Below are 26,503 nucleotides of genomic sequence, written 5' to 3'. Positions count from 1 at the left end.
GGCTCATTGGGCGACCCCCTCGGCATAGAGGGCACGCGCCAGCGTCTGGGCCTGGGCGGGATCGGCGCGGCACATCTCTAGGGCGGCCTCGCGCACCATCATCCGGCTGCCGGCGTTCTGCCCGCGCGACCAGGGCCAGGACATCGAGCCCCTGCGGAACCGGTAGTGGAACCCCTCTCGCGGCAGCATCGCCGCCTGGTGGCCGCGCGCGGTGAAGCGCAGCCAGAAGGCCCAATCGTCGCCCTCGCCATTGCGGCGGGTGGCGTCGAAGCCGATGTCGCGCAGGATCGCCGTGGGGATCAGCGCGGTCATGCGGTAGTCGTTCTCTAGCAGATGCAGGTGATCGCCCAGCAGGTGGCGCAGCACGGGCTCGGCGCTTTCGCCGAAGTTGCGCCGCTGCGGGATCACCGCCTGGGGGCGGGCGGGATGTTCGTTCCAGGCCTCCAGCGCCTCGGCCAGAAGCTCCGGCGCCAGCAGGTCATCGGTATCGAGGAAAAGCGCCAGCTCGGTCTCGCAGGCGGCGATCAGCGTGTTGCGGGCCGCCAGTAAACCGCCGTTCGGCTGACGGATCACCCGGCAGTCGGGCAGCAGGGCGCTGGCGTAGTCGAACCATGGCCGATGGCTTTCGGGGCTGCCATCATCGCAGATCAGCACCCGCGGCGGGCCGGCGCTCTGCCAGGCGAGGCTGTCGATGGTCTCGACGAACTCGTGATCGGGGCGAAAGGCCGGGATCAGCACGGTCACATCCTCTATCCCGGCGCGGCGCCGGGGCGCGGCATGCAGGGTCCGGCCACGCTTTGCGCCGAGCGCACGGTCGTAGACCTCTCCCATCTGCCGGGCGATGCGCTCGGGCGCCAGGGTCTCGCGGCAATGGGCGCGCAACTCGGCGCAGAGCGGCGCGGCCTGCTCCAGCATGCGGGCCATCTGCCGCTGCACCCCGGCGACCGAGCGCATCTCGGCATCAAGCACATGGTGCAACTGGCTTTCGGGGAAGAACTCGGCCATCGGGGTGCCGTCGCGCACCACCGGCAAGAGGCCCGCGTCAAGGCTTTCCACGCAGGCATAAGAGAAAGTCTCGGCCGAGCCCAGGTGCGGGGCGATGGCGCCGGGTTCCAGCAGGTCCAGGGCGCGCTCGCGCGGCAGGTAATCGCTGAAGAAGACCGTATCGCGCAGGCCGGGCGCCAGGCGGGCGCGGACATAGGCCTGCATGTCGTGCTGCCGGAAGGGCGTCTCGACGATGCGCCCAATGAGCCGGATCTGCCGCAGCGGGTGGACGTCGTGCAGCAGGTTGGCCAGGTAGATCAGCTTGTCGATCCCCTTCGACAGCGAGATCCGGCCCATGTAGAGGATCTCGTCCCTGAGGCCGGCAAAGCGGTCCTCGGCGTGGCGGAAGACGTAGGGCTCGCGCACCACTTCGACCTGGCGCCTGATGCCATAGCTGCCCAGCCTTTCGGCGGCGGCGAAGGAGGGGGCGATCACCAGGTCCGAGCCCCTGGCCTGCTGACGTTCGCAGAGGTTGTTCATCCGCGCGGGCCCCGGCAGGGGCAGCTGGTCGGCCTCGAAGAAATCCTCGATGAAGCCGTGGTTGTAGGTCACCAGAAGCTGGTCGTGCGCCCCGCGTTCGGCCTGCAGCTTCTGGAAGGCGGTCAGGCAGGGGGCGAGGAAATCGGTGGCCTCGACCACGTCGATGCGCCAGTCGCGCACCTTCTCGGCGATACGATCCGCAAGCCAGGTCGAGACGAAGAGATTATGCGCCTCCACCGGACAGATGCGCCAGACCTGGCGCGGGTCCAGCGCCTCGACATGGACGTTCTCGGGCGCGAAGGGCGCGTAGGAGACGGGGCGCTGGAAGGGCTGCGCCTCGGACCAGGTGAAGAGGAAGACCTCGTGCCCCGCCGCGCGCATCGCCGGCACCATGTATTCGAGGTAGGTGGCGATCCCGCCCGAGGGGGCCAGCGGCGTCTCGCGGGAGACATAGAGGATGCGCATCGCTCAGCCCTCGTCCAGGGCAAGGACAGCGAAATGATCGAGCTTCAGGGTATAGGTGCCCGCCAGCGGCAGCTCGAGGATCAGCAGCGCCTCGGTCACATCCCCGAGCGACAGCTCTTCCATCGCCGCCGGGCCGATCCGCGCGGAATGCTCGAAAGGCATGGTCGAGACGGGGATACGGTAGTTCAGGTGGTCGGTGACCTTGCCGCCCTGCCGGTGCAGCCGCAGGTTCAGCGTCACGCTGCGCGGGATCTGGGCGCTGTTGCCGGCCGCGATGTCGAAGAAGGAGACCGTGTCGATGCGCAGCCCGGCCGCGCGCTTCAGCGCCTCCAGCGAGACCGCGGTCTCGAGCGTGACCCAGCCGGGCTTCACCGCCATGGGGAAGACCGGGTTGACCGAAAGCCGCGCCACGCCGCGTCCGTTGCCCCCCATGCCATCATGCAAAGCCTTCATAGAGACGGTGGCCCCGCAATCGCCGTTCTCGGTATCGAGCCCCATCCAGACGCCCTTGGCGAAATGCTTGTAGGGTTCGACCGAGACCGGCGCGATGGGCCGTGCCTCGGCAAAGAGCTGGCCCAGCCCCGTCTCGATATCGCAATAGCTGTCCAGCTCGGCCGGGGCGATGGCCGCGATATGCCCTTCGACCTCGGCGCGCAGGATACGCATCATGCGTTCCATCCCGCCCATCTGGGTCCTGATCCGGCCCAGGCTCCTTTGCACGTCCATTGCCACCTCCGCTGGCCGTTCCGGCAGCGCGCGCCCCCCGCATGAGGGCCGCCGCCATGGAGGCGACTCTGGGTCAGAGGTGGTTAATTGCCCGTAAAGGGCCGCGAGGAAGCCTGGTCGGATGCCGCTTCTGCGTCATCCCGCCGCGCCAAGGGGGCCGGGCTGCCCCGTCCCGTGCGAGGCACGCAACACCGGGGGAGCCGCCGTTTGGGACCTGCGCTCAGTAGCGCGGATCTTCCGGGTCGTGCTCGTCCGCCACCTCGCCGCGGCCCCGGAATCCGGTTGCGACGACGAACTTCTCGGAGCTGTCGGAGCGCGACGAGGGCGGCTTCATGTGATGCACCTTGGTGAAGCGCTGCTTCAGCACCTTCTGCAGCTCGCCCTCGGCGCCGCCGGCCAGCACCTTGGCCACGAAGGTGCCCCCCTCGCTGAGCACGTCGAAGGCCAGGTAGGCCGCGGCCTCGCAGAGGGCGATGATCCGCAGGTGGTCAGTCTGCTTGTGGCCCGAGCTCGCGGCGGCCATGTCGGACATCACCACATCGGCCTCGCCGCCCAGCCATTCCTTGACCTGCGCATCGGCATCGTCGCTCATGAAATCAAGCTGGTGGACCTCGGCGCCGGGGATCGGATCGACCTCCTGCAGGTCGACGCCGACAATGCGGCCGACGGCCTTGCCACTCTTCTCGCCCAGGGCGTTGATGCGCGGCACGGCGACCTGGATCCAGCCGCCGGGGGCGCAGCCCAGGTCGACGACACGGGCACCGGGCACCAGGAAGCGGAACTTGTCGTCAAGCTCCATGATCTTGAAGGCGGCGCGGCCGCGGTAGCCCTCGGCCTTGGCGCGCGCCACGTAGGGGTCGTTCAGCTGGCGCTGCAACCAGCGCGTCGACGAAAGCTTGCGCCCGCGCGCGGTCTTCACCTTCACGGTCAGGTCGCGGTACCCACGGCCCGAGCTGTTCTTGCCAGTCGGTGACTTGCCAGTCGGTTTCTTGGCCACGGCCTGCCCTTTCATCTTACCCAAAATACGCCGGGGAAAAGCCGGTGCTGCCCCCAGGGGGCGGAAATCCACCCCGATATGCGTCGAGATCCTGCGTAGAATAGCAAAATGGACCCGCTGTCAAAGCCTCAGCGGCACATCCCGGCCGCGGGCGCTCAGAACGGGCCGTCCTCCAGCGCGCCATCCGCTGACATCTGCGCATAAAGCAGCCCCTCGCGCAGGCCCCGGTCGGCAACGCTGAGCCGGTCGGTGGGCCAGCAGCGCAAGAGCGCCTGCAGGATTGCAGAGCCCGACATGATCAGCGTCTGGCGGTCCTGACCGATGCGCGGATCGCGGCGGCGGCCCTCGGGGCCGAGGTCCAGGTAGCCCCGGATCACCCGGTCGATCTGGTCGCTGGTCATCTGCAGCCCGTCCACCTTGGTGCGGTCATAGCGCTTGAGCCCGAGATGGCTGGCGGCGACGGTGGTGACCGTGCCCGAGGTGCCGATGATCTGGAACCCCTCGCGGGTCTGCTCGTCCTTGTAGGGGGCGAATTCGGCCAGGCTTTCCTCGAAGAACCAGGACATCAGCGCGAAACGCGCGGAATCGTCCTCGACGTCGCGGAACTGGTCGCGCAGGGTCGCCACGCCCAGGGGCACCGAGATCCAGTCGACCACCTTGGCCGCCGGGAAGGGGCTCTCGGGCGGGTGGAACCCGGCGTGCAGACGCATGATCGCCCGCGGGCGTTCCCGGTGCGGCACCGAGGTCAGGTCGATCCAGACAAGCTCGGTCGAGCCGCCGCCGATGTCGACCACCAGCAGCTGCTCGGTCCGCGTGCTGACCAGCGGCGCGCAGGAGATCACCGCCAGGCGGGCCTCCTCCTCGGGCTCGATGATCTCCAGCTTCAGGCCGGTCTCACGGCGGACCTGGTTGATGAAGCTCTTGGCATTGGTCGCACGGCGGCAGGCCTCGGTGGCCACCAGCCGCATGTGCCGGACCCTGTGCCGCTTCAGCTTCTGCTGGCAGATACGCATGGCCTGGATCGTGCGCGCCATGGAAGAGCGCGACAAACGACCAGACCGCTCCAGCCCGGACCCGAGCTGGACGGATTTCGAGAAACTGTCGACCACATGAAACTGCGAGCCCTTGGGTTGGGCAATCAGCATGCGACAGCTATTGGTTCCCAGATCCAGCGCAGCATAAAGCTCCGAGGGATCATGGGGTTTTGATGCGGGGCTCTCGACCGGTTTCGGGAAGGCGCCCGCACCTTTGGGACGCCTGGGCGCCATCGTTGCGCCCTCCATTTTCGTGTTACCCGTGAAGGTAGTCACTTGCAGAGGGCAACGCAAGATGATTGCGCGCCCGCGGACATGCGGCAACGTAGGGAAAGCGGCGATCCATGGGGCCGGGCGCGACCAGAGGTGGGTTGGCACCCACCCTGCCCTCACGGCCTCTTCCGCCCTTTGACCGGCACCCGAAGCGCGAGGTTCCGGCGGGTAGGTTCACCCCGCCGTCCCTGCCCCGCAGGCGCCGCACCGGCCTCCCGAAGGTCGCTTTCCCGCCCGGCCAGGTCGCGCCCCGGCAGGCCTGCCGCGCAAGACCGCCGCAGATTGGACAAAACCCGAGGAGCCCAAATGCCCCAGCTCACCACACTCTACTGGCGCGACATTCCCGCCCAGGTCATCGTCGGCAAGGGCCGGCGCGCCGCCAAGGCCCCTCTGCCCGAACGCTTTGAACAGGCCATTGACCGCGCGGCCATGGTCTCGGGCGCGGCGGGAACGGACGATTACCTCGCCGAATGGCGCAAGGGAGACCCCCGCGACGTCGAAGGCGACGCACAACAGGTCGCAGACGAGGAAATCGCCCGGCTCGACGCCGCCTATGATCAGGAACGACTCAAGGCGCTGATCGCCAATGGCGGCCACGCCCCGGACTGACGCGAACCCCGGCCCTGCGCCGTTCCATCCGACACGACGCCCCACAACCGCCCGACCCACAACCGCCCGACCGATAACCGAAAGACCCGATCCCCCAGACCAACGCGGAGAAACACCTTGGCCCTCGTCCCCTTCCGCCGCCGCACCGCCGGCCCGACCGCCGACCTTGGCGCCCTGCTCGCGGGGTATTCGATCGAGGTCATGCCCCGCACGGCCGCCAAGATCGACGACTTCCGTCCGCTGCTGCCGCAGGGCACCCGCGTCTATGTCGCCCATATCGAGGGCACGCCCATCGACGAGATGGTCGCCACCGCGGCCCGGCTCTCGGACGAGGGCTTCGACGTGATGCCCCACTTCCCGGCCCGCATCATCAAGGATGCGCCGACGCTGGAAGACTGGATCGCCCGTTACCAGGGCGAGGCCGGGATCTCCCAGGCGCTGCTGCTGGCCGGTGGCGTGAAAGAGCCGCACGGCGACTTCCACTGCTCCATGCAGCTGCTCGAGACCGGGCTCTTCGACCGCGCGGGCTTCACCCGGCTGCATGTCGCGGGCCACCCCGAGGGCAACCTGGACATCGACCCCGACGGCTCGGACGCCAAGGTCATGGAGGCGCTGCGCTGGAAGCAGGCCTTCTCGGAGCGCTCCGATGCGCAGATGGCCATGGCCACCCAGTTCGCCTTCGACGCCGACCCGGTGCTGGCCTGGTCCCGCCGCCTGCGTGACGAGGGCATCTCGCTGCCCATCCACCTCGGCATCGCCGGACCCGCCAAGCTGCAGACCCTGATCAAGTTCGCCATCGCCTGCGGTGTCGGCCCCTCGCTGAAGGTGCTGCAGAAACGCGCCCTCGACGTGACCAAGCTGATGCTGCCCTACGAGCCCACGGAGCTGCTCTCGGACCTCGCCCAGGCGGAGGACCTGGGCCTGATCGAGCAGCTGCATGTCTTCCCCCTGGGCGGCATTCGCGCCTCGGCGGACTATGCCGCACGCCATGGCGCCCCCGCCACCCGGACCGCCAGCGGATGACAGAGGGGGCTGGCGGCAGACCCGTCAGCCTCTCATGGCCCGCTTACCGGAAGGTTGGCGGACCGTGCGCCCGGCACCGACGTAATACCGACGTGATACCGACCGGCTGCCGACTGGCCACCGCCCCCGGTTTCACCGCCCCCAAGGGAAGAGACCAATGACCCGCACCATTCTCGAATCCGCGACCAAGACCGTGACCATCGGCTTTGACGAGCCCTTCTGCGTCATCGGCGAACGGATCAACCCCACAGGCCGCAAGAAGCTGGCCGCCGAGCTCGAGGCGGGCGATTTCTCGACCGTCGAGAGGGACGCGCTGAACCAGGTCGCCTGCGGTGCTGCCGTGCTCGATATCAACGCCGGGGTGGTCTATAACTCCAACCCCAATCCCAACGAGACCGAGCCGCCCCTGATGCGCAGCATTGTCGAGCTTGTTCAAGGGCTTGTGGACACGCCGCTCTGCATCGACAGCTCCGTTCCCGGTGCGCTGGAAGCCGGTCTCGCGGTGGCCAAGGGCCGCCCGCTGGTGAACTCCGTCACCGGCGAGGAGGACCGGCTGGAACTCGTTCTGCCGCTGATCAAGAAGTACAACGTGCCGGTGGTGGCGATCTCCAACGACGATACCGGCATCTCCGAGGATCCCGAGGTGCGCTTCGCCGTGGCCAAGAAGATCGTCGAACGCGCCGCCGACTACGGCATCCCCGCCCATGACATTGTCGTCGATCCGCTGGTCATGCCCGTCGGCGCCATGGCCACCGCCGGCCGCCAGGTCTTTGAACTTGTTCGCAAATTGCGCGACGAGCTGGGCGTGAACACGACCTGCGGCGCCTCCAACATCTCCTTCGGGCTGCCGCATCGCCACGGCATCAACGCCGCCTTCCTGCCCATGGCGATCGCCTCGGGCATGACCTCGGCGATCATGAACCCGGTCCGCCAGGTCGAGATGGAGGCCGTGAAGGCCGCCAACCTGCTGATGAACGCCGACCCGAACGGCGGCGAATGGATCGGCTTCTCGCGGGTGATCGACGCCGTGGCCGAAGGCGCGACCTTCCCCGATGCCGCCCGCGCCGCCGCCGCCGCGGGCAGCGGTCGCGGAGGCCGTCGCCGCCGTCGCGGCTGAACCATCCTGCAAGATTGAAACGGCGCGCGGGGCTCTCTCCGCGCGCCGTTTTCCTTTTCGCAACACATTAATTTATCTCATATTTTCCGCTTTCCTGTGGCGACCACGACGCGCTTCGCGGCAATTGGTCCGGAAAGCCTCGGGGCGCGTAACTTCGTCTTAACGCGCCCGGCCCTATGACCTTCGTGACGCAATGGAACGATGGGAGTCTGGCATGTCGATGCTGCGCCTTCTGGTACCGGGCAGGTGGCCATGACTGAGCCGCTGGTGCTACAACCCAAGCTGGATCTGCCAGCGGCCGCCCCGCTGGCGGAAGAGCTGAAGGCACGGCTCGACGGTGATCTCGTGATCGACGGCAAGGAGGTGACGCAGCTCGGCGCCCTTTGCCTGCAGGTGCTCCTGGCCGCGGCGATCTCCCTGAAGGGCAAGGGTCACAAGATGACCATGACCCACTTCAGCGACAAGGTCGTCGAACAAATGGCCCAGATGGGCTTTTCCCCCGAAACCTTGGCGGAGGGCCGGGCATGAGTTTGAAAGTTCTCGCAGTCGATGACAGCCGCACGATGCGTGACATGATCCGCATGGCGCTGATGCCCGCAGGCTTCGATGTCCACCTGGCCGAGGACGGCGTTCACGGCATCGAGGTGCTCGACGGTCTCGAACCGGACGCGATCATCACCGACATCAACATGCCCCGCATGGACGGCTTCGGCTTCATCGACGCGGTCCGCGACCAGGCGGAACACCGGGCGACGCCGATCCTGGTGCTGACCACCGAAAGCGCCCCGGAATTGAAGATGCGCGCGCGCGAGGCCGGGGCCACCGGCTGGATCGTCAAACCCTTTGATCCGGCGAAATTGGTCAAGGCACTTCAGATGGTTGCCGGATAGGAGGAGGGCTGGAGATGTCCGATCAGAACGACCCGATGGCGGAAATCCGCGCCTCCTTCTTCATCGAATGCGAGGAACTGATGGAGGCCCTGCAGGACGGCCTGCAGGAACTGGACGACGGCAGCGAGGAACCCGAGACGATCAACGTCGTCTTCCGCGCCGTGCATTCGATCAAGGGCGGCGCCGGGGCCTTCGGCCTCGAGGCGCTGGTGCGTTTTGCCCATCGGTACGAAACCGTTCTGGACGAGGTCCGCAACGGCTCGCTGCAGCCCGACAGCGAGGCGATGAAGCTCTTCTTCCTTGCCGCCGACCACCTTTCCGACCTGGTGCGCGCCTGCCGCGACGAGACAGAGCTGGACGAGGCCACCAGCGACGAGCTGCTGACCCGCCTCGACGCGCTCTTGGGAGAAGACGGCGGCAGCGAAGAGGTGGAACCCGAGGAGTTCGAGGTCCAAGGCCTCAGCCTCGCGCTCGACCTGCCGGATCTCGACGTCGACGACACCGAGGCGAACGACAGCACCCTCTACACGGTCCGTTTCAAACCCGAGCAGGAGCTCTTCGCCACCGGCAACGAGCCCCTGATGCTGCTGCGCAATCTCTGTGATCTCGGTGAAGCGACAGTGCGCTGCAACTTCGACGACCTGCCCTCTCTCACCGATCTCGCCCCCGAGACGCCCTATGTGGAATGGATCATCGAGCTGAAGACCGAGGCCGCGGAGCCCGAGATCCGTGACATCTTCGAGTTCGTCGACGGCCTCTGCGAACTCGAGATCACCGGCCCCCAAGGTGAAGCCGCCGCGCCCGCGCCCGACGCCCCCGCCGAAGAGCCGCCCGCGCCGCCCGAACCCGCCGCCGAAGCAGCAGATCCCGCACCCGCGCCGGAACCGCCGGCCAATGTCGTGCCCATGGGCAACAAGGAGCCGCCTGCCCCGGAAACCGCCAAGGAACCCGAAGCGGAAAAGAAGCCCGCCACCCCTGCCGCCAAGTCCGTGGTCCGGGTCGATCTCGAGCGGATCGAACGGCTGGTGAACCTCGTGGGCGAACTGGTGATCAACCAGGCCATGCTGTCCCAAAGCCTCGACGAGGCGGGTCTCTCCCCCCATTCCGATGCGATGAACGGGCTGGAAGAATTCCAGCGCCTGACGCGCGACATCCAGGATTCGGTGATGATGATCCGCGCCCAGCCGGTCAAATCCCTGTTCCAGCGCATGTCCCGGATCGTCCGCGAATCTTCCGCTGCGGTGGAAAAGGAAGTCCGCCTGGTGACCGAGGGCGAGGCGACCGAGGTCGACAAGACCGTGATCGAACGCCTCGCCGATCCGCTCACCCATATGATCCGCAACGCGGTTGATCATGGGCTGGAGGCCACCGAGAAACGCGAGGAACTGGGCAAGTCCCGCGCCGGCACGGTCACCCTGACCGCCGCACATCGCTCCGGTCGCGTGATCATCGAAGTGGCCGACGATGGTGCCGGCATCAACCGCAAGCGCGTGCAGGAGATTGCGGCCAACAAGGGCCTAATCTCTCCTGACGCGCAGCTCTCCGACAGCGAGATCGACAACCTGCTGTTCCTGCCCGGTTTCTCGACCGCCAAGCAGGTGTCGAACCTCTCTGGGCGCGGTGTCGGCATGGATGTGGTCAAGACCTCGATACAAAGCCTTGGCGGCCGGATCACCATCAATTCGGAACCCGGCAAGGGCACGACCTTCTCGATCAGCCTGCCACTGACCCTGGCCGTTCTCGACGGCATGGTGGTCAATGTGGCCGAGGAAACGCTGGTTTTGCCGCTCAACGTCGTGGTCGAGACCCTCTCGCTTGGCCCGGATGATGTCCAGATGCTGCGCCCCGGCAACTACGTCGTACGCTGGCGCGGCGGCTTCGTGCCGCTCTACGATCTCGGCGTCATGCTGGGCTACCGCAGTCATCGCAAGACCGATCCCGGCTCGATCGTGCTGCTGATCGTTCTCGAAGACGGCAGCCGCGCCGCGCTGGTGATCGACGGCATCCAAGACCAGCGCCAGGTGGTGATCAAGGGTCTCGACGACAGCTTCTACCGGGCGCCTGGCATCGCCGCGGCGACCATCCTCGGCGACGGCCAGATCGCCCTCATCCTCGACCCCGCCGACGTCATCTCGGGCATGGGTCATATCCGCGGTACGGATCTCATGCTTTCGGAAAGGAAGATCGCAAATGAGTGAACAGGGCCAAAACAAAGACCTGGAATTGCTGACATTTCGGGTCGCCGACCAGGAATATTCACTGGACATCATGTCGGTGCGGGAGATCCGAGGCTGGACCCGCACGACGCCCATGCCCCATGCGCCGGACTACATGCGCGGGGTGATCAACTTGCGTGGCACTGTCCTGCCGGTGATGGACCTGGCCAGGCGCCTCAACCTGCCGTCACAGGAGACCAATGAGCGCAACGTGATCATCGTGGTAAAGCTTAGCGGTACGCTGACCGGGCTCCTGGTCGACGCGGTCTCCGACATCGTCGCCATTACCGAAGACGATCTTCAGCCGCCGCCGGATATCTCCTCGGATCCGCAAATGTCCGTCGTCCGATCCCTGACGGTCATCGACGATCAGATGATCCGCGTTCTCGACCTCGCCGCCGTCGTGCCGGTTTCCAGCGACGAGGCCGCATGACGCGCAGTGCAGGTGATACCTCGGCCCTGGTGATGGACGACAAGTCCTTCGCAGCGATCGCCACCATGGCCAAGGATGAGGCCGGGCTGGTCCTGCCGGAAGGCAAGATGACCATGGTGCAGTCGCGTCTACGCAAACGCCTGCTGGCCACCGGGCAGCCGGACTATGAAAGCTACTGCCGCTTCGTCACATCGCCTGCCGGCGAGAATGAACGGCGCTATATGATCTCCGCCCTGACGACCAATGTCTCGCATTTCTTCCGCGAGTCCCATCACTTCGACATCCTTCGCGACAAGGTCGTGCCGGTACTCCTGCAAAAGGCCCGCAACGGCCAGCGGGTACGCATATGGTCCGCCGGCTGCTCCTCGGGCCAGGAGCCTTACTCGATCTCAATGTGCCTGCATTCCGCCGCACCAGAACTGGTGTCGAAGGACGTGCTGATTCTCGGCACCGACATTGACCCGGCAATCCTCGAGAAGGCCGAGGCCGCGGTCTACTCAGAGCAGCAAGTCTCCGGGATTCCCGGCGAAATGCGAAACAGCTACATGGAGCTGGACCGCGGGTCGGGGCAATACCGGGTCAACTCGGCAATTCGCAAGATCGTTCGCTTCCGCGAGCTGAACCTGCTCAGGGACTGGCCCATGAAGGGCCAGTTCGACGTGATTTTCTGCCGCAACGTGGTGATCTATTTCGACGCACAGACCCAGGCCTCCCTCTGGCCTCGGTTCCGGCAACGGATCATCGACAATGGATGGATCTTCCTTGGCCATTCCGAGCGAATCTCGGATTCAGCCATGAGGCTCTTCGAACCCAATGGAATGACCGCCTATCGCGCGGCCGCCAACAAGGCACCCTAAGTCGGGAAGGATGATTGAATGGCCCTGAGAGACCAGATCAGAATCATGGTTGTGGATGACATGTCCACCAGTCGCGGGCTTATCACCCAGGCGCTGGACGCCTTCGGAGTGCGCAATGTGGCGACCTCCTCTGATGGCCCGACCGCGCTGAAGACGCTCGAATCGAAGCCAGTCCACCTGGTCATTTCGGACTTCAACATGCCGGGCATGGACGGGCTGCAACTGCTTCATCAATTGCGCAGTGGCGCCAAGACCAAGGGGGTCGGCTTCATCCTGATCACAGGCAAGGCCGACAAGGCGATCATCGACAAGGGTAAGCAATTGGGAATGAATAACTTTCTCAAGAAGCCCTTCGAGCCAAATGATCTAAGAGCCTGTATCGAGGCGGTGGTCGGACGGCTCTGATGTCAGATGCACCAGATCCATATGCCTCGGAGGCACCGCTGGGTCATCTTGACCTGCCCGCACCGGAACTAGCCGAGATCCTGGCCGGCCAAGTCGCCGGTCTGCGCGGGCTGACCTCGGGTCTCGAGGAGGCGCTTTCGGCCAGCCTGTGCTCGTGCAAGCCTCTGACGGAGGACGCGTTCCTGACGCTGCAGCGGATCGACTACATGCGACAGGCCCTGAAAGACCTGGAGGGCATCCTGCAGCGATTTGGCCCCAGCCTGGACTGGTCCGAGGGCCATGGGGTCACCCATGAAGCGCTGCATGCCTCCGTCGACATGGGCGATTCCATCAAGCCGATCCTGAAGGCCTCGAAGAACAGGCCCCAGGAGGAAGATACGCCGACACATGGCTCTGGGGATCTCGATCTCTGGTAGCGGGGTGTCTTGTCGGCTCTCGGTCTCGGAGGGCGCTCCGTCCTGCGGCAGAGGATTGAGCCTTCTGCATGTGATGGACCAGCCATGTGAAGGTCGTGCCACCGCGACAATGCGCTGGCCAATCGGGCATTTCCGCCAGATCCTCGGGCTGGCGCCTCTTCCCGGCAGGTCCCCGAAGTCCGCCTCCGAATGGCGGGTTTCCGGGGCCTGCGCTCAGGCTATGCGGCCGGGCGGCCTCACCTTTGGGACGGTAGCCCGAGGCCAACGCAAGAAGGCTCACAGTCTGTGCCCCGGGGCTTGAGGAAATCTACTTCGACGACAAGGATCTCTGCGCAGGCTCCAATCCTTAAAGCCCCATTTTCGCACAACCGACCCTGAGCGCTGCATCAAGCTTTGGAAGCGTGAGCAAGACGGTTCCGCAGCAGCGCCGTAGTCACCTAAAGCGGACCGCTCACCCCGCGCCCGGCTTTCGGTCCTATCCCCTCTTTCGGAGACTGCCGCCCCTGAACAGACCCCGCGGCCAGTCCATTCCCCGCATGACCTCTGCCGTATCCTCTCCGGGTTCGGGAGACCATGTGCAGGTCTAGCGGTACCCAAGACTCCTCTCGCACGGCTTGACCCTGCGTCTCGACAAAGTAGCGTCACTCGGGATAAACCCGCTTGTGAACGAATTACTTATCGAGTGCCTGAATCGAACCAGATTTTGCTGGTCAGGCACGCCGGGCCCTGTGCCGAGAGGTTTTGAAACGTCATGTTGCGCCGAGAATATCTCGAACAAATTACCAACGCGCCGTCCATCGAAGCGCTCTGGGAATTGCATTGCGCGCGCATGGCCACCTACGGCTTCGACCGGCTACTCTACGGCTTCACCCGCTATCGCACGGCGACCTCGCTCGGCGACCCCGAGGATTTCGTCATCCTGACCAACCACTCCGAAGCCTACCGTCAGGCCTTCATGGACAACGGGTTGTATTTTCACGCACCGATGGTCCGCTGGGCGCTGGACAACGAGGGCGCCTGCTCCTGGCGTATCCTGGGTGAGATGACCGCCTCGGGCGTGCTGACCGAGAGTGAGCGCAAGGTGATCGAGTTCAACCGCTCGATGGGCGTGACCGCGGGCTATTCGATCTCGTTCCGCTCGATCTCGCCCCGGACCAAGGGGGCCATCGCGCTGACCGCACGGCCTGGCATGAGCCAGGAAGAGGCCGATGCGGTCTGGGCCGAACACGGCCGCGACATCGTGATCTTCAACAATGTCGCGCATCTGAAGATCCTCACCCTGCCCTATTCCGGCCCAGCCCGAGAACTGACCCGCCGCCAACGCGAGGCGCTGCAATGGGTGGGCGACGGCAAGACCATGCAGGATATCGCCCTGCTCATGGGGCTGACCACGGCCACGGTGGAGAAGCACCTGCGCCTGGCCCGAGAGAATCTCAACGTCGAAACCACCGCCCAGGCGGTGCTGAAAGCGGCGTTTCTCAACCAGATGTTCATCTTCGACGCCTGATGCGACCCGGTTTGGCTTACCAAAGGTAAGGTATTCCAGCATTTTTGCCCGATTCCGCTAACCAATTGGTATCAGGTAAGGTTTCCCATACTTCCGAATATGTACGTAAGCGAGCAATCTGAACGCGTTCCGTGAGTGGTGGCTTTGAGCCATGGAACATCCGGTTCGCAACCTTGTCATTTCAAGGCCCTGCGGATCGGCCGGGAAACCGGAGCCGGCGGGCGGGGGCGTATTGATCAGCCCTCGCTTCCGGCACATTGGGGGGCCCTCGTCCCATCCCCTTTCGACGAGCCCCTGCCAGGGGCGGTGCCGATTGTCCCGATCGGCACCGCTTCACATTTCAGGCCGTCCGCCCCGGAAAGCCGCGTCCGATGCCGCGCCAGCCCGCGAGGGTCAGCACGAAGACCCCGATGGTGGCGATCAGGAAGGGCGCCAGCAAGGCGGTCTCTCGCGGCACCAGCTGCGAGGCCAGCTCGACCGACAGGCCCGACAGCGCCAGGCCGACCGGCATCATCCCCCAGGAGCAGAGCCGGTAGAGCGAATTGACCCGCCCCAGAAGCGCATCCGGAACCGCCCTTTGGCGGAACGAGACCGAGACCGTATCCCAGAGCAGCCCGAAGAAGGAAAAGAGCATCAGCGCCACCGAGAGGCCGAGCCCGCTTTCTACCAGCAGGAGCAGCCCAAAGGCGAAGCCGCAGGCCAGCGAGGCGCATTGCGCCACCCGCGCGCCCCCCAGCCAACGGATGATCGGGCTTGCGACGAAGCCCGCGACGATGCCTCCGAAGGCGCCGGCAGAAAGCACCAGCCCGAAGGCCTCGGCCCCAAGGTGCAGGTTCTCCTGCGCGTGCAGCACGAGGCCGACCACGATCATCTGGTGCAAGAGATTGAAACCGCCGGTGAAAACCGCCAGCAGCCGCAGGGTTGGCTGGTTGACGAGAAAGCGCAGCCCCTCGCCCAGCTCCTGGCGGATCGAGGCCCTCGCGGGGCGCTCTCCGCGCCGGGGGATGGTGATCCGGGCGAGGATCAGCGCCGCCACCAGGTAGGCCGCCGCATTGACCACGAAGGGCAAGGGCAGCGCCAGGCCGATCAGGAAGGCCCCGAGCGCCGGGCCCAAGAGGGTGTTGCCGACCAGTTCGACGGTCCAGAAGCGGGCGTTGGCGGCCTCCAGCCGGTCGTGATCGACGATCGAGGGCAGCACGGTCTGGGCCGCCGTATCCCGGAAGACCTCTGCGATCCCGATGACTGCGGCGCAAAGCGCCAGGGCCGTGAAGAGCAGCGGGTCAGAGACCCCCTCGGCCTGCGGCGGCTCCAGCGGCAGGGCTTGCCAGATACAGGCGGCTGCCATGCCGAAGGCCAACCCGCGGATCAGATCCATCGCAAGCAAAAGCCGCTTGCGCTGCACCCGGTCGGTGACGAGGCCCGCCGGAATGGCGAAAAGGAACCACGGCAGGCGCAGGGCCACGGGCATCAGGGCGATCAGGAAGGGGTCTCGGGTCAGGTGGGTCGCAAGCCAGGTCCAGGCCAGCGTGGCGATCCCGTCGCCGAGGTTGGTGAACCCGGCCGCCAGCAGGAAGCGGCGGAAAGGGCGCCTGTCATGAGGGGAAAGAGCAGTCATCGGTGGGGGTCTTCTGTTGGTCCTGCCGTCAAGCTAGCGCCTCAAGCGCGGTTGAGCACAAGCGCAAAAGACCCAGCCTTGCCAAGGGCTTCCTGGTGCACCCCGAGGCTGCATGCAAAAAGGGCCGGGAAAACCCGGCCCTTTCGCAAACGTCCACCCGAGGGCGGAGAGGATCAGCCCTGAGCGGCCTTGGCCACTTCCGCGGCGAAATCCTCTTGTTCCTTCTCGATGCCTTCGCCGACCTGCAGGCGAATGAAGCCAGTGATCTCGGCGCCGGCTTCCTTGGCGGCGGCCTCGACGGTCAGGTCGGGGTTCACCACGAAGTCCTGACCCAGCAGGGTCACTTCGCCGAGGAACTTCTTCATGCGGCCGATGATCATCTTCTCGATCACGGCTTCCGGCTTGCCGGATTCGCGGGCGATGTCGATCTGAACCTGACGCTCTTTCTCGACGACGGCGGGGTCCAGCTCGGCTTCGTTCAGCGCGGCGGGGTTGGCCGCTGCGATGTGCATGGCAACCTGCTTGCCGAAGGCTTCGTCGCCACCCTTCATGGCAACCAGCACACCGATCTGGCCGAGGCCCGGAGCAGCGGCGTTGTGGACGTAAGCGGCCACGACATCGCCTTCGATCTTGGCCATGCGGCGCAGGGTCATGTTCTCGCCGATCTTGGCGATCTTGTCGGTCAGGACCTCGGAAACCTTCTTGCCGCCCATGTCGGCATCGGCCAGCGCTTCCACGCCATCGACGCCGGCTGCAACCTTGGCGATGCCCGAGACCATTTCCTGGAACTCGGCATTCTTGGCAACGAAGTCGGTCTCGGCGTTCACTTCGACGGCAACGCCGGTGGTGCCGGCGACTTCGACGGCCACGAGGCCCTCGGCCGCGGTGCGGTCAGACTTCTTGGCGGCCTTGGCCAAGCCCTTGGTGCGCAGCCAGTCGATGGCGGCTTCCATGTCGCCGTCGGTCTCGGTCAGCGCCTTCTTGGCATCCATCATGCCTGCGCCGGTCATCTCGCGCAGTTCTTTAACCTGTGCAGCAGTGATCGCCATGGGGAGATCTCCTTGTCTGGAAGTAGAGTCCGGCCGCGGATATCACGCGGCCGGTGACAGTTCTGTAACGCGGGCGCTTACGCCTGGGCTTCGGTCGCAGCAGCTTCTGCGGCCACGGCTTCTTCTTCGTAGCCTTCGACCAGCTCGCCGACGTCCACACCTGCGGCACCCAGCTGGGCGGTCATGCCGTCCAGTGCTGCGCGCGAGGCCAGGTCGCAGTAGAGCGCGATGGCACGGGCCGCGTCATCGTTGCCGGGGATGATGTAGTCCACGCCTTCGGGCGAGCAGTTGGTGTCGACGATGGCGACAACCGGGATGCCCAGCTTCTTGGCTTCGGCGATGGCCAGCTGCTCTTTCTTGACGTCGATGACGAAGAGCAGGTCGGGCACGCCGCCCATTTCGCGGATACCGCCGAGGGAGGCTTGCAGTTTGGTCTGCTCGCGTTCCATCTGCAGGCGCTCTTTCTTGGTCAGGCCTTCGGCGCCGCCTTCCATGCGTTCGTCGATTTCCTTCAGGCGGTTGATCGACTGGGAAACGGTCTTCCAGTTGGTCAGCGTGCCGCCGAGCCAACGGTGGTTCATGTAATACTGGGCGCACTTCTCAGCCGCTTCGGCGATCGGTGCGGAGGCCTGACGCTTGGTGCCGACGAAGAGAACGCGGCCGTTCTTGGCCACGGTTTCGCGGATCACGTTCAGAGCGGCGTCCAGCATCGGGACGGTCTGGGTCAGGTCGAGAATATGGATGCCGTTGCGCGCGCCATAGATGAACTCGCCCATGCGGGGGTTCCAACGCTGCGTCTGGTGGCCAAAGTGGACGCCAGCTTCGAGGAGCTGACGCATGGAGAACTCGGGAAGAGCCATGCTGTTTACCTTTCCGGTTTGCGCCTTGGCGGGGGTGTGAGACCAGATGGTCAACCGGTGGACTTCAGGGATGTCTCCCCTGAACGCCCGACCCCGCCTGCGGGATTGAATGGCGGTCCTATAAGGCCAATCTCAGCGCTGCGCAATCCCCTCTGTCACGCTTTGTTGAGCAAAGCTGAAAAGGGCCCGCCGCCGGGGTGTGCCCGGGGGTGCGCACAGAGCTGCGAATGGCTCAGGCCAGGGCGCGACCGAGCAGCAGGGCGATGGCGCCCGCGCCGACCAGAAGCGAGCCCAGGTGGCGGATCCTGCGCGGCATGAAGCGCTCGTGCCCGACCCAGTTGCCAAGCAGCACGAAGAAGCCCAGCAACACGATGGCATAGCCCGCCCAGAGGCCCATACCGGCGCCGAGGATGGCCGCGATCTCGTTCTTCACGGGCAGGCCGAGGCCGCGCAGCGCCTGGCCAAGCGCCAGGCCGTGCAGCGCGGAGGCCAGCGCTACCAGCGCCAGGCGTCCCGCGCCGATGTAGGGACGAAGGAAGTTCGCCGCGACCACCGCCAGGGTGACGCCGATACCCATCATCAGCAACGGCAGGCCCGAAAGCCAGACCGGCAGCGTGGTGACCAGCGCGCCCACCCAGAGCGCGATCGTGCTGCCCGCCGCGTAGAGGCCCACTTGCATCAGCTGCGGCTTGGAGCGCGGGCTGACCATGCAGACCGCCAGCAGGAAGAGCACATATTGCGCCCCCTGCCCCAGCACCAGGCCGAAGCCACGCGGGATATAGGCCAGGAAGGCCACGGCCGGCGACAGGACCGACTGCCCCTGGAAAGAGATGCGCTCGCTGCGCTGACCGGGGTTGACCAGCACGGCCTCGGACTTGTCGCTTGCCAGCGCGGGCTGCAGCATCAGCCGCCCGGCGCCGTCGAACCAGTTGAATTGCAGGGTCTCGCGCGGGCCGATCTCGGGGAAGGAAAGCCGCAGGCGCCAGCGCTGCGAAAGGCCAGCACCGGGTTTGGCGCCAAGCTCGGCACTCAGCACCTTCGGCATGTAGAGACCGTCGAGGGTGACCAGCGTCAGCGGCGCCGTGGCATCATGCCAGGCACGAACATCCCCGGCGCTCGTCGAGACGGCAGAGACCGGCAGCACCAGCTCGAGGGTCAGGGTCTGATCGGAGACGGCGAAGCTGGCCGTGGACAGCGGCATCGCGTCGCTGGCCTGTACAGGCCGGGACGGCAAAACCGCGGAAAGGCAGCAGGCAAAGAGAGCCAGCGAAAGAAGAAGGCTGGCCCGCAGGACCAGGCGCGGCGCGCGCATTCCCGGGCGGGACGCGACTTCGACCTTTTTAAACAACAGCTTACTCGTCTTCACTTAGGAACAGGTTCTTGGTCTTCGCTTCTCACCCGGTGCTTTGCCACAGCAAGCAGGAAGCCGTCAATCTCACTCATACGTGAGCGAGTTGAAACCCCTAACTCGCCTTAAAAGCGAAATTCCGCCGTTGCGAAGGTCGCTGACGCGATGGCGCGACAGCCGCCCGAGGCTTGCGCCGCGCCGCGTTCAGCGCCAAAAGAACGCATGACGCGGAAAACCCCTCCCTCCTCTTCGGATATCCTCTGCATCGGCTCGGTCCTGTGGGATATCATCGGCCGTTCGGCCAGCCACATGCGCCAGGGCTCTGACGTGCCCGGACGCATCACCAGGCTGCCCGGCGGCGTTGCGATGAACATCGCCATGACCCTGGCGCGCTTCGGCATGCGCCCGGTGCTGCTGACCGCCATCGGCCAGGACCCGGAGGGCGACGAGCTGATCCGCGCCTGCGCCGAGCTGGGCATGGAGACGGCGCATGTCTACCGCTCCGAGGATCTGCCGACCGACCGCTACATGGCGGTCGAGGGGGCCAACGGGCTGATCGCGGCAATCGCCGATGCCCATTCTCTGGAGGCCGCCGGTGCCAAGATCCTGCGTCCGCTGAACAATGGCGCCCTGGCCAGTGCCGAGGCCCCCTATCGCGGCCCCGTGGCGCTGGATGGCAACCTGACGCTGTCGCTGCTGGAAGAGATCGCCGCCTCGCCCGCCTTCGCCGAGGCCGATCTGCGCGTGGCGCCGGCCTCGCCCGGCAAGGCCGAACGGCTGCGGCCCTTCCTGACCCACGGCAGGGCCCTTCTCTACGTCAACCTGGAAGAGGCCGGGCTGCTCTGCCAGCGTGAGTTCTCTTCCGCCGAAGAGGCCGCCGCCGGGCTGCTGTCGCGCGGCGCACGCCGGGCGCTGGTGACCGATGGCGGCAAGCCCGCCTGTGACGGCACCGCCGAGGGGCTGGTCTCGGGCTGTCCGCCCGAAGTGCTGGTGACCCGCGTGACCGGTGCCGGCGATACCTTCATGGCCGCCCATATCGTGGCCGAGGCCCAGGGCGCCTCGCGGCAGGAGGCGCTGGATCGCGCCCTTGGCGCCGCCGCCCGCTATGTTTCGGGCGACACCGGGCTCTGAGCCCCCGCCCCTCTCCGACTTCCTCCCAAAGGTTCCCCATGTTGAAACTCAAGAAATCCTCCGAACTGGCCACCGCACAGGCCCAGGGCAAAGCCGTCGTGGCGCTGGAAAGCACCATCATCACCCATGGCATGCCCTATCCGCAGAACCTGGAGACCGCGCGCCAGGTCGAAGACGACATCCGCGCCGAGGGTGCGGTGCCGGCCACCATGGCGGTGATCGACGGCACACTGCACGCGGGCCTCGAACCCGCAGAGCTTGAGGCGCTGGCCCAGGCCAAGGACGTGGCCAAGCTGTCGCGCGCCGATTTCGCCGCCTGCATGGCACGCGGCGGTACCGGCGCCACCACGGTGGCCGCGACGATGATCGCCGCCCGGCTGGCCGGGATCGAGGTCTTCGCCACCGGCGGCATCGGCGGCGTGCATCGCGGTGCGGAAGAGAGCTTCGACATCTCCGCCGACCTCTCGGAGCTGGCCCAGACCGCCGTCACCGTGGTGGCCGCAGGCGCCAAGGCGATCCTGGACATCCCGAAGACCCTGGAAGTGCTGGAAACCAACGGCGTGCCGGTGATCGCCTACGGCCAGGACGAGCTGCCCGCCTTCTGGTCGCGCAGCTCCGGCCTGGCAGCGCCGCTGTCGATGCAGACCGCAGAAGAGATCGCCGCCGCGCATCGCATGCGCGCGGCTCTCGGCCTGCCCGGCGGCCAGTTGGTCGCCAACCCCGTGCCCGAGGCCGACGAGATCCCGCGCGCGGAGATCGAGCCGATCATCACCCAGGCGCTTTCCGAGGCCGAGGCGCAGGGCGTCACCGCCAAGCAGGTCACCCCCTTCCTGCTGCAGCGCATCTTCGAGCTGACCGAGGGGCGCTCGCTGGCGACCAATATCGCCCTGGTGCGCAACAATGCCCGCCTGGCAGCCTGGATCGCCCGGGCTCTCAGCTGATTTGCTAGGCTGCCCCGCCCCTGGCGGGCACGCGGGGGGCGGGGCGCGCAGCATTTCGCGCGCGCCCCATTGCGGCCCGGCACTTTCATGCCTACCTTCCTGAGCCGAAACCCCTTTTCGCGGTCCCCAGATGAACGATCCCCTGCAAGATCCCCACTCCACCCATGGCACGCCGCGACCCGGCCTCTTCGCGCGCCTGCGCTCGTCCTTCCTGACGGGCATCGTGGTGATCCTGCCGGTGGCGCTGACCATCTGGCTGCTCTGGTCGCTTCTGGGCTGGGTCGATGGCTTCGTGCTGCCGCTGGTGCCCTCGCGCTTCCAGCCCGAGCAGTACATCGGCATCAACCTGCGCGGCGTCGGGATCATCTTCTTCCTGATTTTCACCATCATCATCGGCTGGATCGCCAAGGGCCTCATCGGCCGCTCGCTGATCCGCTACGGTGAGGGGGTCGTCGACCGCATGCCCTTCGTGCGCTCGATCTACTCGGGCGCCAAGCAGATCGCCGAGACCGTCTTTGCCCAGACCGAGCGCAGCTTTGAAGAGGCCTGCCTGGTGCAATATCCGCGCAAGGGCATCTGGGCCGTCGGCTTCGTCTCCACCGCGGCCCGCGGCGAGGTGGCCGACAGGGCCGAGACCGGCTCGAAGCTGCTCTCCGTCTTCGTGCCCACCACCCCCAACCCGACCTCGGGCTTCCTGCTCTTCTTCCCCGAAGAGGACGTGGTGCTGCTGGACATGTCGATCGAGGACGCGGCCAAGCTGGTGATCTCGGCGGGCCTTGTCTATCCCAACAGCACCGACCCCACCAAGCTGCCCGCCCCGAAGAAGGGCTGAGAGCGAACGCTGCGCCTCCGGCGGGAGTATTTTCAGCCTGGTGATGACAGGTGGGTTTCACCATGACGGCCTGCGCATGCCCCTGACCCACTGCGGACCCGTCTGCCCGGACAGGGCGACTACGCCATGGGCCCCGCCTAGTTGAACATCTCGCGCAGGTTCACCGTCGAGTGGTCGTTCAGCGCATCCCTGTGCTCTGCCAGGAAGCGCCCGGCGGAGCTGCGCCCGGCCTCTTTCAGCTGGTTCAGCAGGTAGCCATTGGGGAACATCTTGGTGGCCACCGAGAGGTTCTGCATCACCTCGTCCTCGGCGATCATGTGAACCAGCACGCGTTTCTTCTCGTTCGAGCTGATCCGCCCATCGTCGATCAGCCGCTGCACGTATTCCACCGCCCGCAGCTCGCGCAGCAGCGAGGAATTGAAGCTGATCTCGTTGATCCGGTTCTGGATCTGCCCCGGCAGCATGGGGATCTCGTCCCGCTCGAGCGGGTTGATCGAGACGATCAGCACATCGTCCGGCAGATCCGGATCGAAGAGCGGAAAGAGCGCCGGGTTGCCCGCGTAGCCGCCGTCCCAGAAGGCCTCCTTGCGGCCCGACTTCTCGTCGAAGAACTCGACGGCGGTAAAGAGCGTGGGCAGGCAGGCGGAGGCCAGGAGCGCCTCGGCGGTGAGCTCTTCGCCCTCGAAGATGCGGATCTTGCCATCGCGCACCTTGGTGGCGCAGACGAAAAGCTCCGGTCCGCCGTCGCCGCAGACGGCGCTGAAGTCGAAGCGCTCGACGATGGGGCGCAGCGGGTTGCGGTAGAAGGGGCCGAGCGCATAGGGCGTGGTGACCAGCGCCAGCATGTCGGCCAGCTGCCCCGCCATGGAATATTCCACCGCCTGCCCGATCTCTCGGGTGCCGGGCACCGGCAGGCCCGACAGGAACCAGGGCCAGAAGCCCTGGTCCTCGACCGCGCCCATCTGGGACCAGAGCCAGGCCAGCTCGGCGCGCGCGCCCTCGCGGCCGTTCTTGGCCCAGCCCGCCTTCAGCGCCGCCCCGTTCAGCGCCCCCGCGGAGGTGCCCGAGATCGCCGCGATCTCGAGCGCCTCATCCTCGAGCAGCCGGTCCAGCACCCCCCAGGTGAAGGCGCCATGGGCGCCACCGCCCTGCAGGGCCAGGTTGATGCGCTTGGTCTTGGGGCTTGCGGAGCGGGATTTGCGCGGGGCCATGGTGCCCTCCTGTCACGGGGTAGCAAAAAGCCCCGCCGAAGCGGGGCTTTTCATCAGAGTGCCGTCCAGCCACCGTCGACGCTGATCGTCGTGCCGGTGATCTGCTCGGCCGCTGCCGAGCAGAGGAAGGCCACCGTGCCGCCGATCTGCTCGGTGGTGGCGAAGGCCTTGGAGGGCTGGCGCTCCAGCAGCACGTCGCGCACCACCTCGTCGCGGCTCATGCCGTATTTCTCCATCGTGTCGGGGATCTGCGCCTCGACCAGCGGGGTCAGCACGTAGCCCGGACAGATGGCATTGCAGGTGATGGGCTCTTCGGCGGTCTCCAGCGCCACGGTCTTGGTCATGCCGACGATGCCGTGCTTGGCGCTGACATAGGCCGACTTGTAGGGGCTTGCCGTCAGGCCATGGGCCGAGGCGATATTGACCACCCGGCCCCAGCCCGCCTTGCGCATCATCGGCAACGCCGCCGCGATGGTGTGGAACGAGCTGCTGAGGTTGATGGCGATGATCGCATCCCACTTGGCCACGGGAAACTCGTCGATGGCCGCCACGTGCTGGATACCGGCGTTGTTGACCAGGATATCGCAGGCCCCCGCCTTCTCGATCAGCGCCCGGCACTGGTCGCCCTTCGACATGTCGGCCTGGATATAGCGCACCTCGGTGCCGTATTTCGCCGCCATGTCGGAGGCGATCTTGTGATCTTCCTCGCTGTCGGTGAAGGAGTTCAGCACCACCTTCGCGCCCGCCTTGGCCAGTTCCTCCGCCACGCCCAGGCCGATGCCGCTGGTCGATCCGGTCACCACAGCTGTCTTGCCGCTTACACTCATTGGTCTCTCCTCTGACGCAGGGCCCGAAAGCCCCCTTGTCCGAGACAATAATGCTGCGACCGCGAAAAGCGAGGGAAAGAGACGCTAATGCGCTGGATCTCGCAGGGTGACCAAAGGGGAGGACTGCGCAGAAAAAAACGCCGGCACGAGGCCGGCGTTCAGTTATTGAGGCAGGTTTCATACAGGCAAGAAACCTATCGAGCAGTGATCTCTTTATAAGCAATCCTGCCTCGTCATGAAAGCTAAAAGTTTGAAAAGGCGTGAAACCGCAGGTACCGTGAGGGCCAAGAAAACAAGGTTCACAGGGAGCAGCAACAAAATGATCCTTTTCCATTCCGCCGGGCAAAACGGCCTCTTGCGGCGGGCAGGCGGCGCGCTCGCGGGGGCGATTCTCGGGCTTTCCGGGGTGATTCCCGCCATGGCAGAGCCCTCTCATGGTCTTGCCATGTATGGAGAGCCGGAACTGCCGGCAGATTTCAGCCACCTGCCCTATGCCAATCCCGATGCGCCGAAAGGCGGCACCTTCGTCACCGGCAATACCGGCGGTTTCGACAGCCTGAACCCTTATATCATTCGCGGCAACGTGCCCTGGCAGCTGCGTTTCATGACCGTGGACAGCCTGGTCTACCGCAGCCAGGACGAGCCCTTCACCGTCTACGGCATGATCGCCGAATCGATCGAAACCGGCCCCGAACGCGACTGGGTTGAATTCACCCTGCGCGAAGAGGCGCGGTTCTCGGACGGCAGCCCGATCACCGTCGAGGACGTGATGTGGTCCTACGAGACCCTCGGCACCCAGGGGAATGCCCGTTACCTGGGTCTCTGGGGCCTGATCGAGAAGATGGAAAAGACCGGCCCGCGCTCGGTCCGTTTCACCTTCAACAGCGACGACCGCGAGCTGGCGCTGATCGTCGGCCTGCGCCCGATCCTGAAGAAGGCGCAATGGGAGGGGATCGAGTTCGATCAGCCTGGCTTCGACGTGATCCCGATCACCTCTTCGCCCTATGTGGTCGACAGCTATGAAGCGGGCCGCAACGTGGTGCTGAAGCGCGATCCCGATTACTGGGCCAAGGATCTGCCGATCAAGCGCGGCATTGCCAATTTCGACGAGCTGCGGATCGAGTTCTTCGGTGATCAGAATGTGCTCTTCGAGGCCTTCAAGGCCGGAGAAATCTCCTTCGTGCGCGAATTCAACGCCGAGAAATGGGACCGCGATTACGATTTCCCCGCCGCCCAGGCCGGCGAGATCGTGAAATCCGAGATCTCCTCCGAACGCCCCTCGGGCATCACCGGCTTCGTGATGAACACGCGCCGCGCGCCCTTCGACGACATCCGCGTGCGCGATGCGCTGCTGCATGCCTTCAACTTTGAATACATCAACGAGGCGATCACCGGCGGCAAGCAGCCCCGCATCACCTCGTACTTCTCGCATTCGGTGCTGGGCATGAAGGACGGTCCCGCCGAGGGGCGCGTGAAGGAGCTGCTGGCCCCCTTCAGCGACGTGCTGGCCCCCGGTGCGCTCGACGGCTACACGCTGCCGGTCAGCGATGGCTCGACCCGCAACCGCGCCAATATCGTCGCCGCGGCGGAGCTGCTGAACGATGCGGGCTGGCCCGCGGGTGATGACGGCATCCGGCGCAATGCCGCCGGAGAGGCGCTCTCCTTCGAGATCCTGCTGCGCCAGGGCGATCAGATCAACCAGTCGATCATCGACATCTACATGGATGCGCTCGAGCGCCTCGGCATCGAGGCCAGCGTCAACGTGGTCGACAATGCCCAGTACACCAGCCGGATCGAGACCTTCGATTTCGACATGACCGACATCCGCCGCCAGGTCTCGCTGTCGCCGGGCAATGAGCAGAAGCTCTACTGGGGTGTCGAAAGCGCCGATCAGAATGGCTCCCGCAACCTGATGGGGGTGAAGAACCCGGCCATCGACGCCATGGTCGACGCCATGCTGGCCTCTCGCTCGAGCGAGGATTTCACCGCCGCCGTGCGGGCGCTGGACCGTATCCTGACCTCGGGGCGCTACGTGATCCCGATCTTCATGTACGACAAGGGCCGCATCGCCCATGACGCGAAGCTGAAGTATCCCGAAGAGCTGCCGATCTACGGCGATGGCGTCTACTGGCTGCCCGAGGTCTGGTGGATGGACCCCGAGGGCTGATCCGCCTCTCTCATGTCGCGACACGGAACG

Annotated in this window: 25 protein-coding genes; 15 read left to right on the top strand and 10 right to left on the bottom strand. The window is 65.8% G+C overall.

Annotated features, from left to right (window positions below):
• Positions 1 to 3 precede the first annotated feature (3 nt).
• From CRO50_RS11515 to CRO50_RS11500, 4 genes are all read right to left on the bottom strand, one after another.
• Complete coding sequence (locus tag CRO50_RS11515; protein ID WP_097146067.1) at positions 4 to 1,989, bottom strand: glycosyltransferase; 1,986 nt, start codon at positions 1,987 to 1,989, stop codon at positions 4 to 6.
• Positions 1,990 to 1,992: 3 nt separating this feature from the next.
• Entirely contained in the window at positions 1,993 to 2,715 is a 723-nt protein-coding gene (locus CRO50_RS11510) for a hypothetical protein (protein ID WP_143516904.1), read from the bottom strand.
• Positions 2,716 to 2,935: 220 nt separating this feature from the next.
• Complete coding sequence (locus CRO50_RS11505; RefSeq protein ID WP_097146065.1) at positions 2,936 to 3,727, bottom strand: RlmE family RNA methyltransferase; 792 nt, start codon at positions 3,725 to 3,727, stop codon at positions 2,936 to 2,938.
• A gap of 140 nt (positions 3,728 to 3,867) precedes the next feature.
• Positions 3,868 to 4,980, bottom strand: a complete 1,113-nt coding sequence (locus CRO50_RS11500; protein WP_097146064.1) for a Ppx/GppA phosphatase family protein — start codon at positions 4,978 to 4,980, stop codon at positions 3,868 to 3,870.
• Between the two features lie 345 nt (positions 4,981 to 5,325).
• On the opposite strand from CRO50_RS11500, the gene CRO50_RS11495 reads away from it, so the two are divergent.
• The 11 genes from CRO50_RS11495 (at position 5,326) to CRO50_RS11445 (ending at position 14,492) form a co-directional block, all read left to right on the top strand.
• Entirely contained in the window at positions 5,326 to 5,628 is a 303-nt protein-coding gene (locus tag CRO50_RS11495) for a virulence factor (RefSeq protein WP_097146063.1), read from the top strand.
• Between the two features lie 117 nt (positions 5,629 to 5,745).
• Positions 5,746 to 6,651 carry a methylenetetrahydrofolate reductase gene (locus CRO50_RS11490; protein ID WP_097146062.1) on the top strand — a complete coding sequence of 302 codons (906 nt, stop codon included), beginning with the start codon at positions 5,746 to 5,748 and terminating at the stop codon, positions 6,649 to 6,651.
• Positions 6,652 to 6,808: 157 nt separating this feature from the next.
• Positions 6,809 to 7,768 (top strand): methyltetrahydrofolate cobalamin methyltransferase, encoded by a 960-nt coding sequence (locus tag CRO50_RS11485; protein ID WP_097146061.1) that lies wholly within the window; start codon positions 6,809 to 6,811, stop codon positions 7,766 to 7,768.
• Between the two features lie 252 nt (positions 7,769 to 8,020).
• Positions 8,021 to 8,296 (top strand): STAS domain-containing protein, encoded by a 276-nt coding sequence (locus CRO50_RS11480; RefSeq protein WP_097146313.1) that lies wholly within the window; start codon positions 8,021 to 8,023, stop codon positions 8,294 to 8,296.
• The gene (locus CRO50_RS11475) at positions 8,293 to 8,658 is read left to right on the top strand and encodes a response regulator (RefSeq protein WP_097146060.1); all 366 of its coding nucleotides are present in this window, start codon (positions 8,293 to 8,295) and stop codon (positions 8,656 to 8,658) included. The genes CRO50_RS11480 and CRO50_RS11475 overlap by 4 nt, the downstream gene beginning before the upstream one ends.
• Before the next feature lie 14 nt (positions 8,659 to 8,672).
• On the top strand, positions 8,673 to 10,856 hold the full coding sequence (locus CRO50_RS11470) for a chemotaxis protein CheA (protein ID WP_097146059.1): 2,184 nt from the start codon (positions 8,673 to 8,675) through the stop codon (positions 10,854 to 10,856).
• Positions 10,849 to 11,307 (top strand): chemotaxis protein CheW, encoded by a 459-nt coding sequence (locus CRO50_RS11465; protein WP_097146058.1) that lies wholly within the window; start codon positions 10,849 to 10,851, stop codon positions 11,305 to 11,307. Before CRO50_RS11470 ends, CRO50_RS11465 begins: the two co-directional genes overlap by 8 nt.
• Positions 11,304 to 12,164: a CheR family methyltransferase gene (locus CRO50_RS11460; RefSeq protein WP_097146057.1), complete on the top strand. Its 861-nt coding sequence runs from the start codon at positions 11,304 to 11,306 to the stop codon at positions 12,162 to 12,164. Before CRO50_RS11465 ends, CRO50_RS11460 begins: the two co-directional genes overlap by 4 nt.
• 18 nt (positions 12,165 to 12,182) lie before the next feature.
• Positions 12,183 to 12,569, top strand: coding sequence for a response regulator (locus CRO50_RS11455; RefSeq protein WP_097146056.1), 387 nt, complete (start codon positions 12,183 to 12,185; stop codon positions 12,567 to 12,569).
• The gene (locus tag CRO50_RS11450; RefSeq protein ID WP_097146055.1) at positions 12,569 to 12,985 is read left to right on the top strand and encodes a hypothetical protein; all 417 of its coding nucleotides are present in this window, start codon (positions 12,569 to 12,571) and stop codon (positions 12,983 to 12,985) included. Before CRO50_RS11455 ends, CRO50_RS11450 begins: the two co-directional genes overlap by 1 nt.
• Positions 12,986 to 13,736: 751 nt before the next feature.
• A complete protein-coding gene (locus CRO50_RS11445; RefSeq protein WP_097146054.1) occupies positions 13,737 to 14,492 on the top strand; it encodes a LuxR family transcriptional regulator in 756 nt (251 codons plus the stop codon).
• Between the two features lie 340 nt (positions 14,493 to 14,832).
• Here the strand turns inward: CRO50_RS11445 and CRO50_RS11440 are convergent, their stop codons facing one another.
• The 4 genes from CRO50_RS11440 to CRO50_RS11425 all read right to left on the bottom strand — a co-directional run bounded on the left by CRO50_RS11440 (position 14,833) and on the right by CRO50_RS11425 (position 19,217).
• A complete protein-coding gene (locus tag CRO50_RS11440) occupies positions 14,833 to 16,107 on the bottom strand; it encodes an MFS transporter (RefSeq protein ID WP_097146053.1) in 1,275 nt (424 codons plus the stop codon).
• A 173-nt stretch (positions 16,108 to 16,280) separates the two neighbouring features.
• The gene (gene tsf, locus CRO50_RS11435) at positions 16,281 to 17,156 is read right to left on the bottom strand and encodes a translation elongation factor Ts (RefSeq protein WP_097146052.1); all 876 of its coding nucleotides are present in this window, start codon (positions 17,154 to 17,156) and stop codon (positions 16,281 to 16,283) included.
• Between the two features lie 77 nt (positions 17,157 to 17,233).
• Positions 17,234 to 18,016: a 30S ribosomal protein S2 gene (gene rpsB, locus CRO50_RS11430; RefSeq protein ID WP_097146051.1), complete on the bottom strand. Its 783-nt coding sequence runs from the start codon at positions 18,014 to 18,016 to the stop codon at positions 17,234 to 17,236.
• A 232-nt stretch (positions 18,017 to 18,248) separates the two neighbouring features.
• Positions 18,249 to 19,217, bottom strand: a complete 969-nt coding sequence (locus CRO50_RS11425; RefSeq protein ID WP_157791786.1) for a HupE/UreJ family protein — start codon at positions 19,215 to 19,217, stop codon at positions 18,249 to 18,251.
• Between the two features lie 369 nt (positions 19,218 to 19,586).
• Here CRO50_RS11425 and CRO50_RS11420 point away from each other — a divergent pair, with 369 nt between their 5' ends.
• From CRO50_RS11420 to CRO50_RS11410, 3 genes are all read left to right on the top strand, one after another.
• A complete protein-coding gene (locus tag CRO50_RS11420; RefSeq protein WP_097146049.1) occupies positions 19,587 to 20,495 on the top strand; it encodes a PfkB family carbohydrate kinase in 909 nt (302 codons plus the stop codon).
• A gap of 38 nt (positions 20,496 to 20,533) precedes the next feature.
• On the top strand, positions 20,534 to 21,436 hold the full coding sequence (locus tag CRO50_RS11415) for a pseudouridine-5'-phosphate glycosidase (RefSeq protein WP_097146048.1): 903 nt from the start codon (positions 20,534 to 20,536) through the stop codon (positions 21,434 to 21,436).
• Between the two features lie 130 nt (positions 21,437 to 21,566).
• Positions 21,567 to 22,268 (top strand): DUF502 domain-containing protein, encoded by a 702-nt coding sequence (locus CRO50_RS11410; protein WP_097146047.1) that lies wholly within the window; start codon positions 21,567 to 21,569, stop codon positions 22,266 to 22,268.
• 137 nt (positions 22,269 to 22,405) lie between these two features.
• Here CRO50_RS11410 and CRO50_RS11405 read toward each other — a convergent pair whose 3' ends face one another.
• Positions 22,406 to 23,479, bottom strand: coding sequence for a patatin-like phospholipase family protein (locus tag CRO50_RS11405; RefSeq protein WP_097146046.1), 1,074 nt, complete (start codon positions 23,477 to 23,479; stop codon positions 22,406 to 22,408).
• A 53-nt stretch (positions 23,480 to 23,532) separates the two neighbouring features.
• Complete coding sequence (locus CRO50_RS11400) at positions 23,533 to 24,306, bottom strand: 3-hydroxybutyrate dehydrogenase (RefSeq protein ID WP_097146045.1); 774 nt, start codon at positions 24,304 to 24,306, stop codon at positions 23,533 to 23,535.
• A gap of 319 nt (positions 24,307 to 24,625) precedes the next feature.
• Between CRO50_RS11400 and CRO50_RS11395 the strand changes: the two genes are divergently transcribed.
• A complete protein-coding gene (locus CRO50_RS11395; protein WP_179747261.1) occupies positions 24,626 to 26,473 on the top strand; it encodes an extracellular solute-binding protein in 1,848 nt (615 codons plus the stop codon).
• Positions 26,474 to 26,503: the final 30 nt, after the last annotated feature.

Origin of the sequence: Pseudooceanicola antarcticus (genome assembly GCF_900215355.1) — a bacterium.
Lineage (GTDB): Bacteria > Pseudomonadota > Alphaproteobacteria > Rhodobacterales > Rhodobacteraceae > Pseudooceanicola > Pseudooceanicola antarcticus.
This window is presented reverse-complemented; position numbering and strand designations above follow the sequence as displayed.

What these genes read in the sequence shown, in the direction of transcription:
- CRO50_RS11515 (WP_097146067.1), bottom strand. Translation starts at nt 1,989, where the DNA reads ATGCGCATCCTCTATGTCTCCCGCGAGACGCCGCTGGCCCCCTCGGGC.
- CRO50_RS11510 (WP_143516904.1), bottom strand. Translation starts at nt 2,715, where the DNA reads ATGGACGTGCAAAGGAGCCTGGGCCGGATCAGGACCCAGATGGGCGGG.
- CRO50_RS11505 (WP_097146065.1), bottom strand. Translation starts at nt 3,727, where the DNA reads ATGAAAGGGCAGGCCGTGGCCAAGAAACCGACTGGCAAGTCACCGACT.
- CRO50_RS11500 (WP_097146064.1), bottom strand. Translation starts at nt 4,980, where the DNA reads ATGGCGCCCAGGCGTCCCAAAGGTGCGGGCGCCTTCCCGAAACCGGTC.
- CRO50_RS11495 (WP_097146063.1), top strand. Translation starts at nt 5,326, where the DNA reads ATGCCCCAGCTCACCACACTCTACTGGCGCGACATTCCCGCCCAGGTC.
- CRO50_RS11485 (WP_097146061.1), top strand. Translation starts at nt 6,809, where the DNA reads ATGACCCGCACCATTCTCGAATCCGCGACCAAGACCGTGACCATCGGC.
- CRO50_RS11480 (WP_097146313.1), top strand. Translation starts at nt 8,021, where the DNA reads ATGACTGAGCCGCTGGTGCTACAACCCAAGCTGGATCTGCCAGCGGCC.
- CRO50_RS11475 (WP_097146060.1), top strand. Translation starts at nt 8,293, where the DNA reads ATGAGTTTGAAAGTTCTCGCAGTCGATGACAGCCGCACGATGCGTGAC.
- CRO50_RS11470 (WP_097146059.1), top strand. Translation starts at nt 8,673, where the DNA reads ATGTCCGATCAGAACGACCCGATGGCGGAAATCCGCGCCTCCTTCTTC.
- CRO50_RS11465 (WP_097146058.1), top strand. Translation starts at nt 10,849, where the DNA reads ATGAGTGAACAGGGCCAAAACAAAGACCTGGAATTGCTGACATTTCGG.
- CRO50_RS11460 (WP_097146057.1), top strand. Translation starts at nt 11,304, where the DNA reads ATGACGCGCAGTGCAGGTGATACCTCGGCCCTGGTGATGGACGACAAG.
- CRO50_RS11455 (WP_097146056.1), top strand. Translation starts at nt 12,183, where the DNA reads ATGGCCCTGAGAGACCAGATCAGAATCATGGTTGTGGATGACATGTCC.
- CRO50_RS11450 (WP_097146055.1), top strand. Translation starts at nt 12,569, where the DNA reads ATGTCAGATGCACCAGATCCATATGCCTCGGAGGCACCGCTGGGTCAT.
- CRO50_RS11445 (WP_097146054.1), top strand. Translation starts at nt 13,737, where the DNA reads ATGTTGCGCCGAGAATATCTCGAACAAATTACCAACGCGCCGTCCATC.
- CRO50_RS11440 (WP_097146053.1), bottom strand. Translation starts at nt 16,107, where the DNA reads ATGACTGCTCTTTCCCCTCATGACAGGCGCCCTTTCCGCCGCTTCCTG.
- tsf (WP_097146052.1), bottom strand. Translation starts at nt 17,156, where the DNA reads ATGGCGATCACTGCTGCACAGGTTAAAGAACTGCGCGAGATGACCGGC.
- rpsB (WP_097146051.1), bottom strand. Translation starts at nt 18,016, where the DNA reads ATGGCTCTTCCCGAGTTCTCCATGCGTCAGCTCCTCGAAGCTGGCGTC.
- CRO50_RS11425 (WP_157791786.1), bottom strand. Translation starts at nt 19,217, where the DNA reads ATGCCGCTGTCCACGGCCAGCTTCGCCGTCTCCGATCAGACCCTGACC.
- CRO50_RS11420 (WP_097146049.1), top strand. Translation starts at nt 19,587, where the DNA reads ATGACGCGGAAAACCCCTCCCTCCTCTTCGGATATCCTCTGCATCGGC.
- CRO50_RS11415 (WP_097146048.1), top strand. Translation starts at nt 20,534, where the DNA reads ATGTTGAAACTCAAGAAATCCTCCGAACTGGCCACCGCACAGGCCCAG.
- CRO50_RS11410 (WP_097146047.1), top strand. Translation starts at nt 21,567, where the DNA reads ATGAACGATCCCCTGCAAGATCCCCACTCCACCCATGGCACGCCGCGA.
- CRO50_RS11405 (WP_097146046.1), bottom strand. Translation starts at nt 23,479, where the DNA reads ATGGCCCCGCGCAAATCCCGCTCCGCAAGCCCCAAGACCAAGCGCATC.
- CRO50_RS11400 (WP_097146045.1), bottom strand. Translation starts at nt 24,306, where the DNA reads ATGAGTGTAAGCGGCAAGACAGCTGTGGTGACCGGATCGACCAGCGGC.
- CRO50_RS11395 (WP_179747261.1), top strand. Translation starts at nt 24,626, where the DNA reads ATGATCCTTTTCCATTCCGCCGGGCAAAACGGCCTCTTGCGGCGGGCA.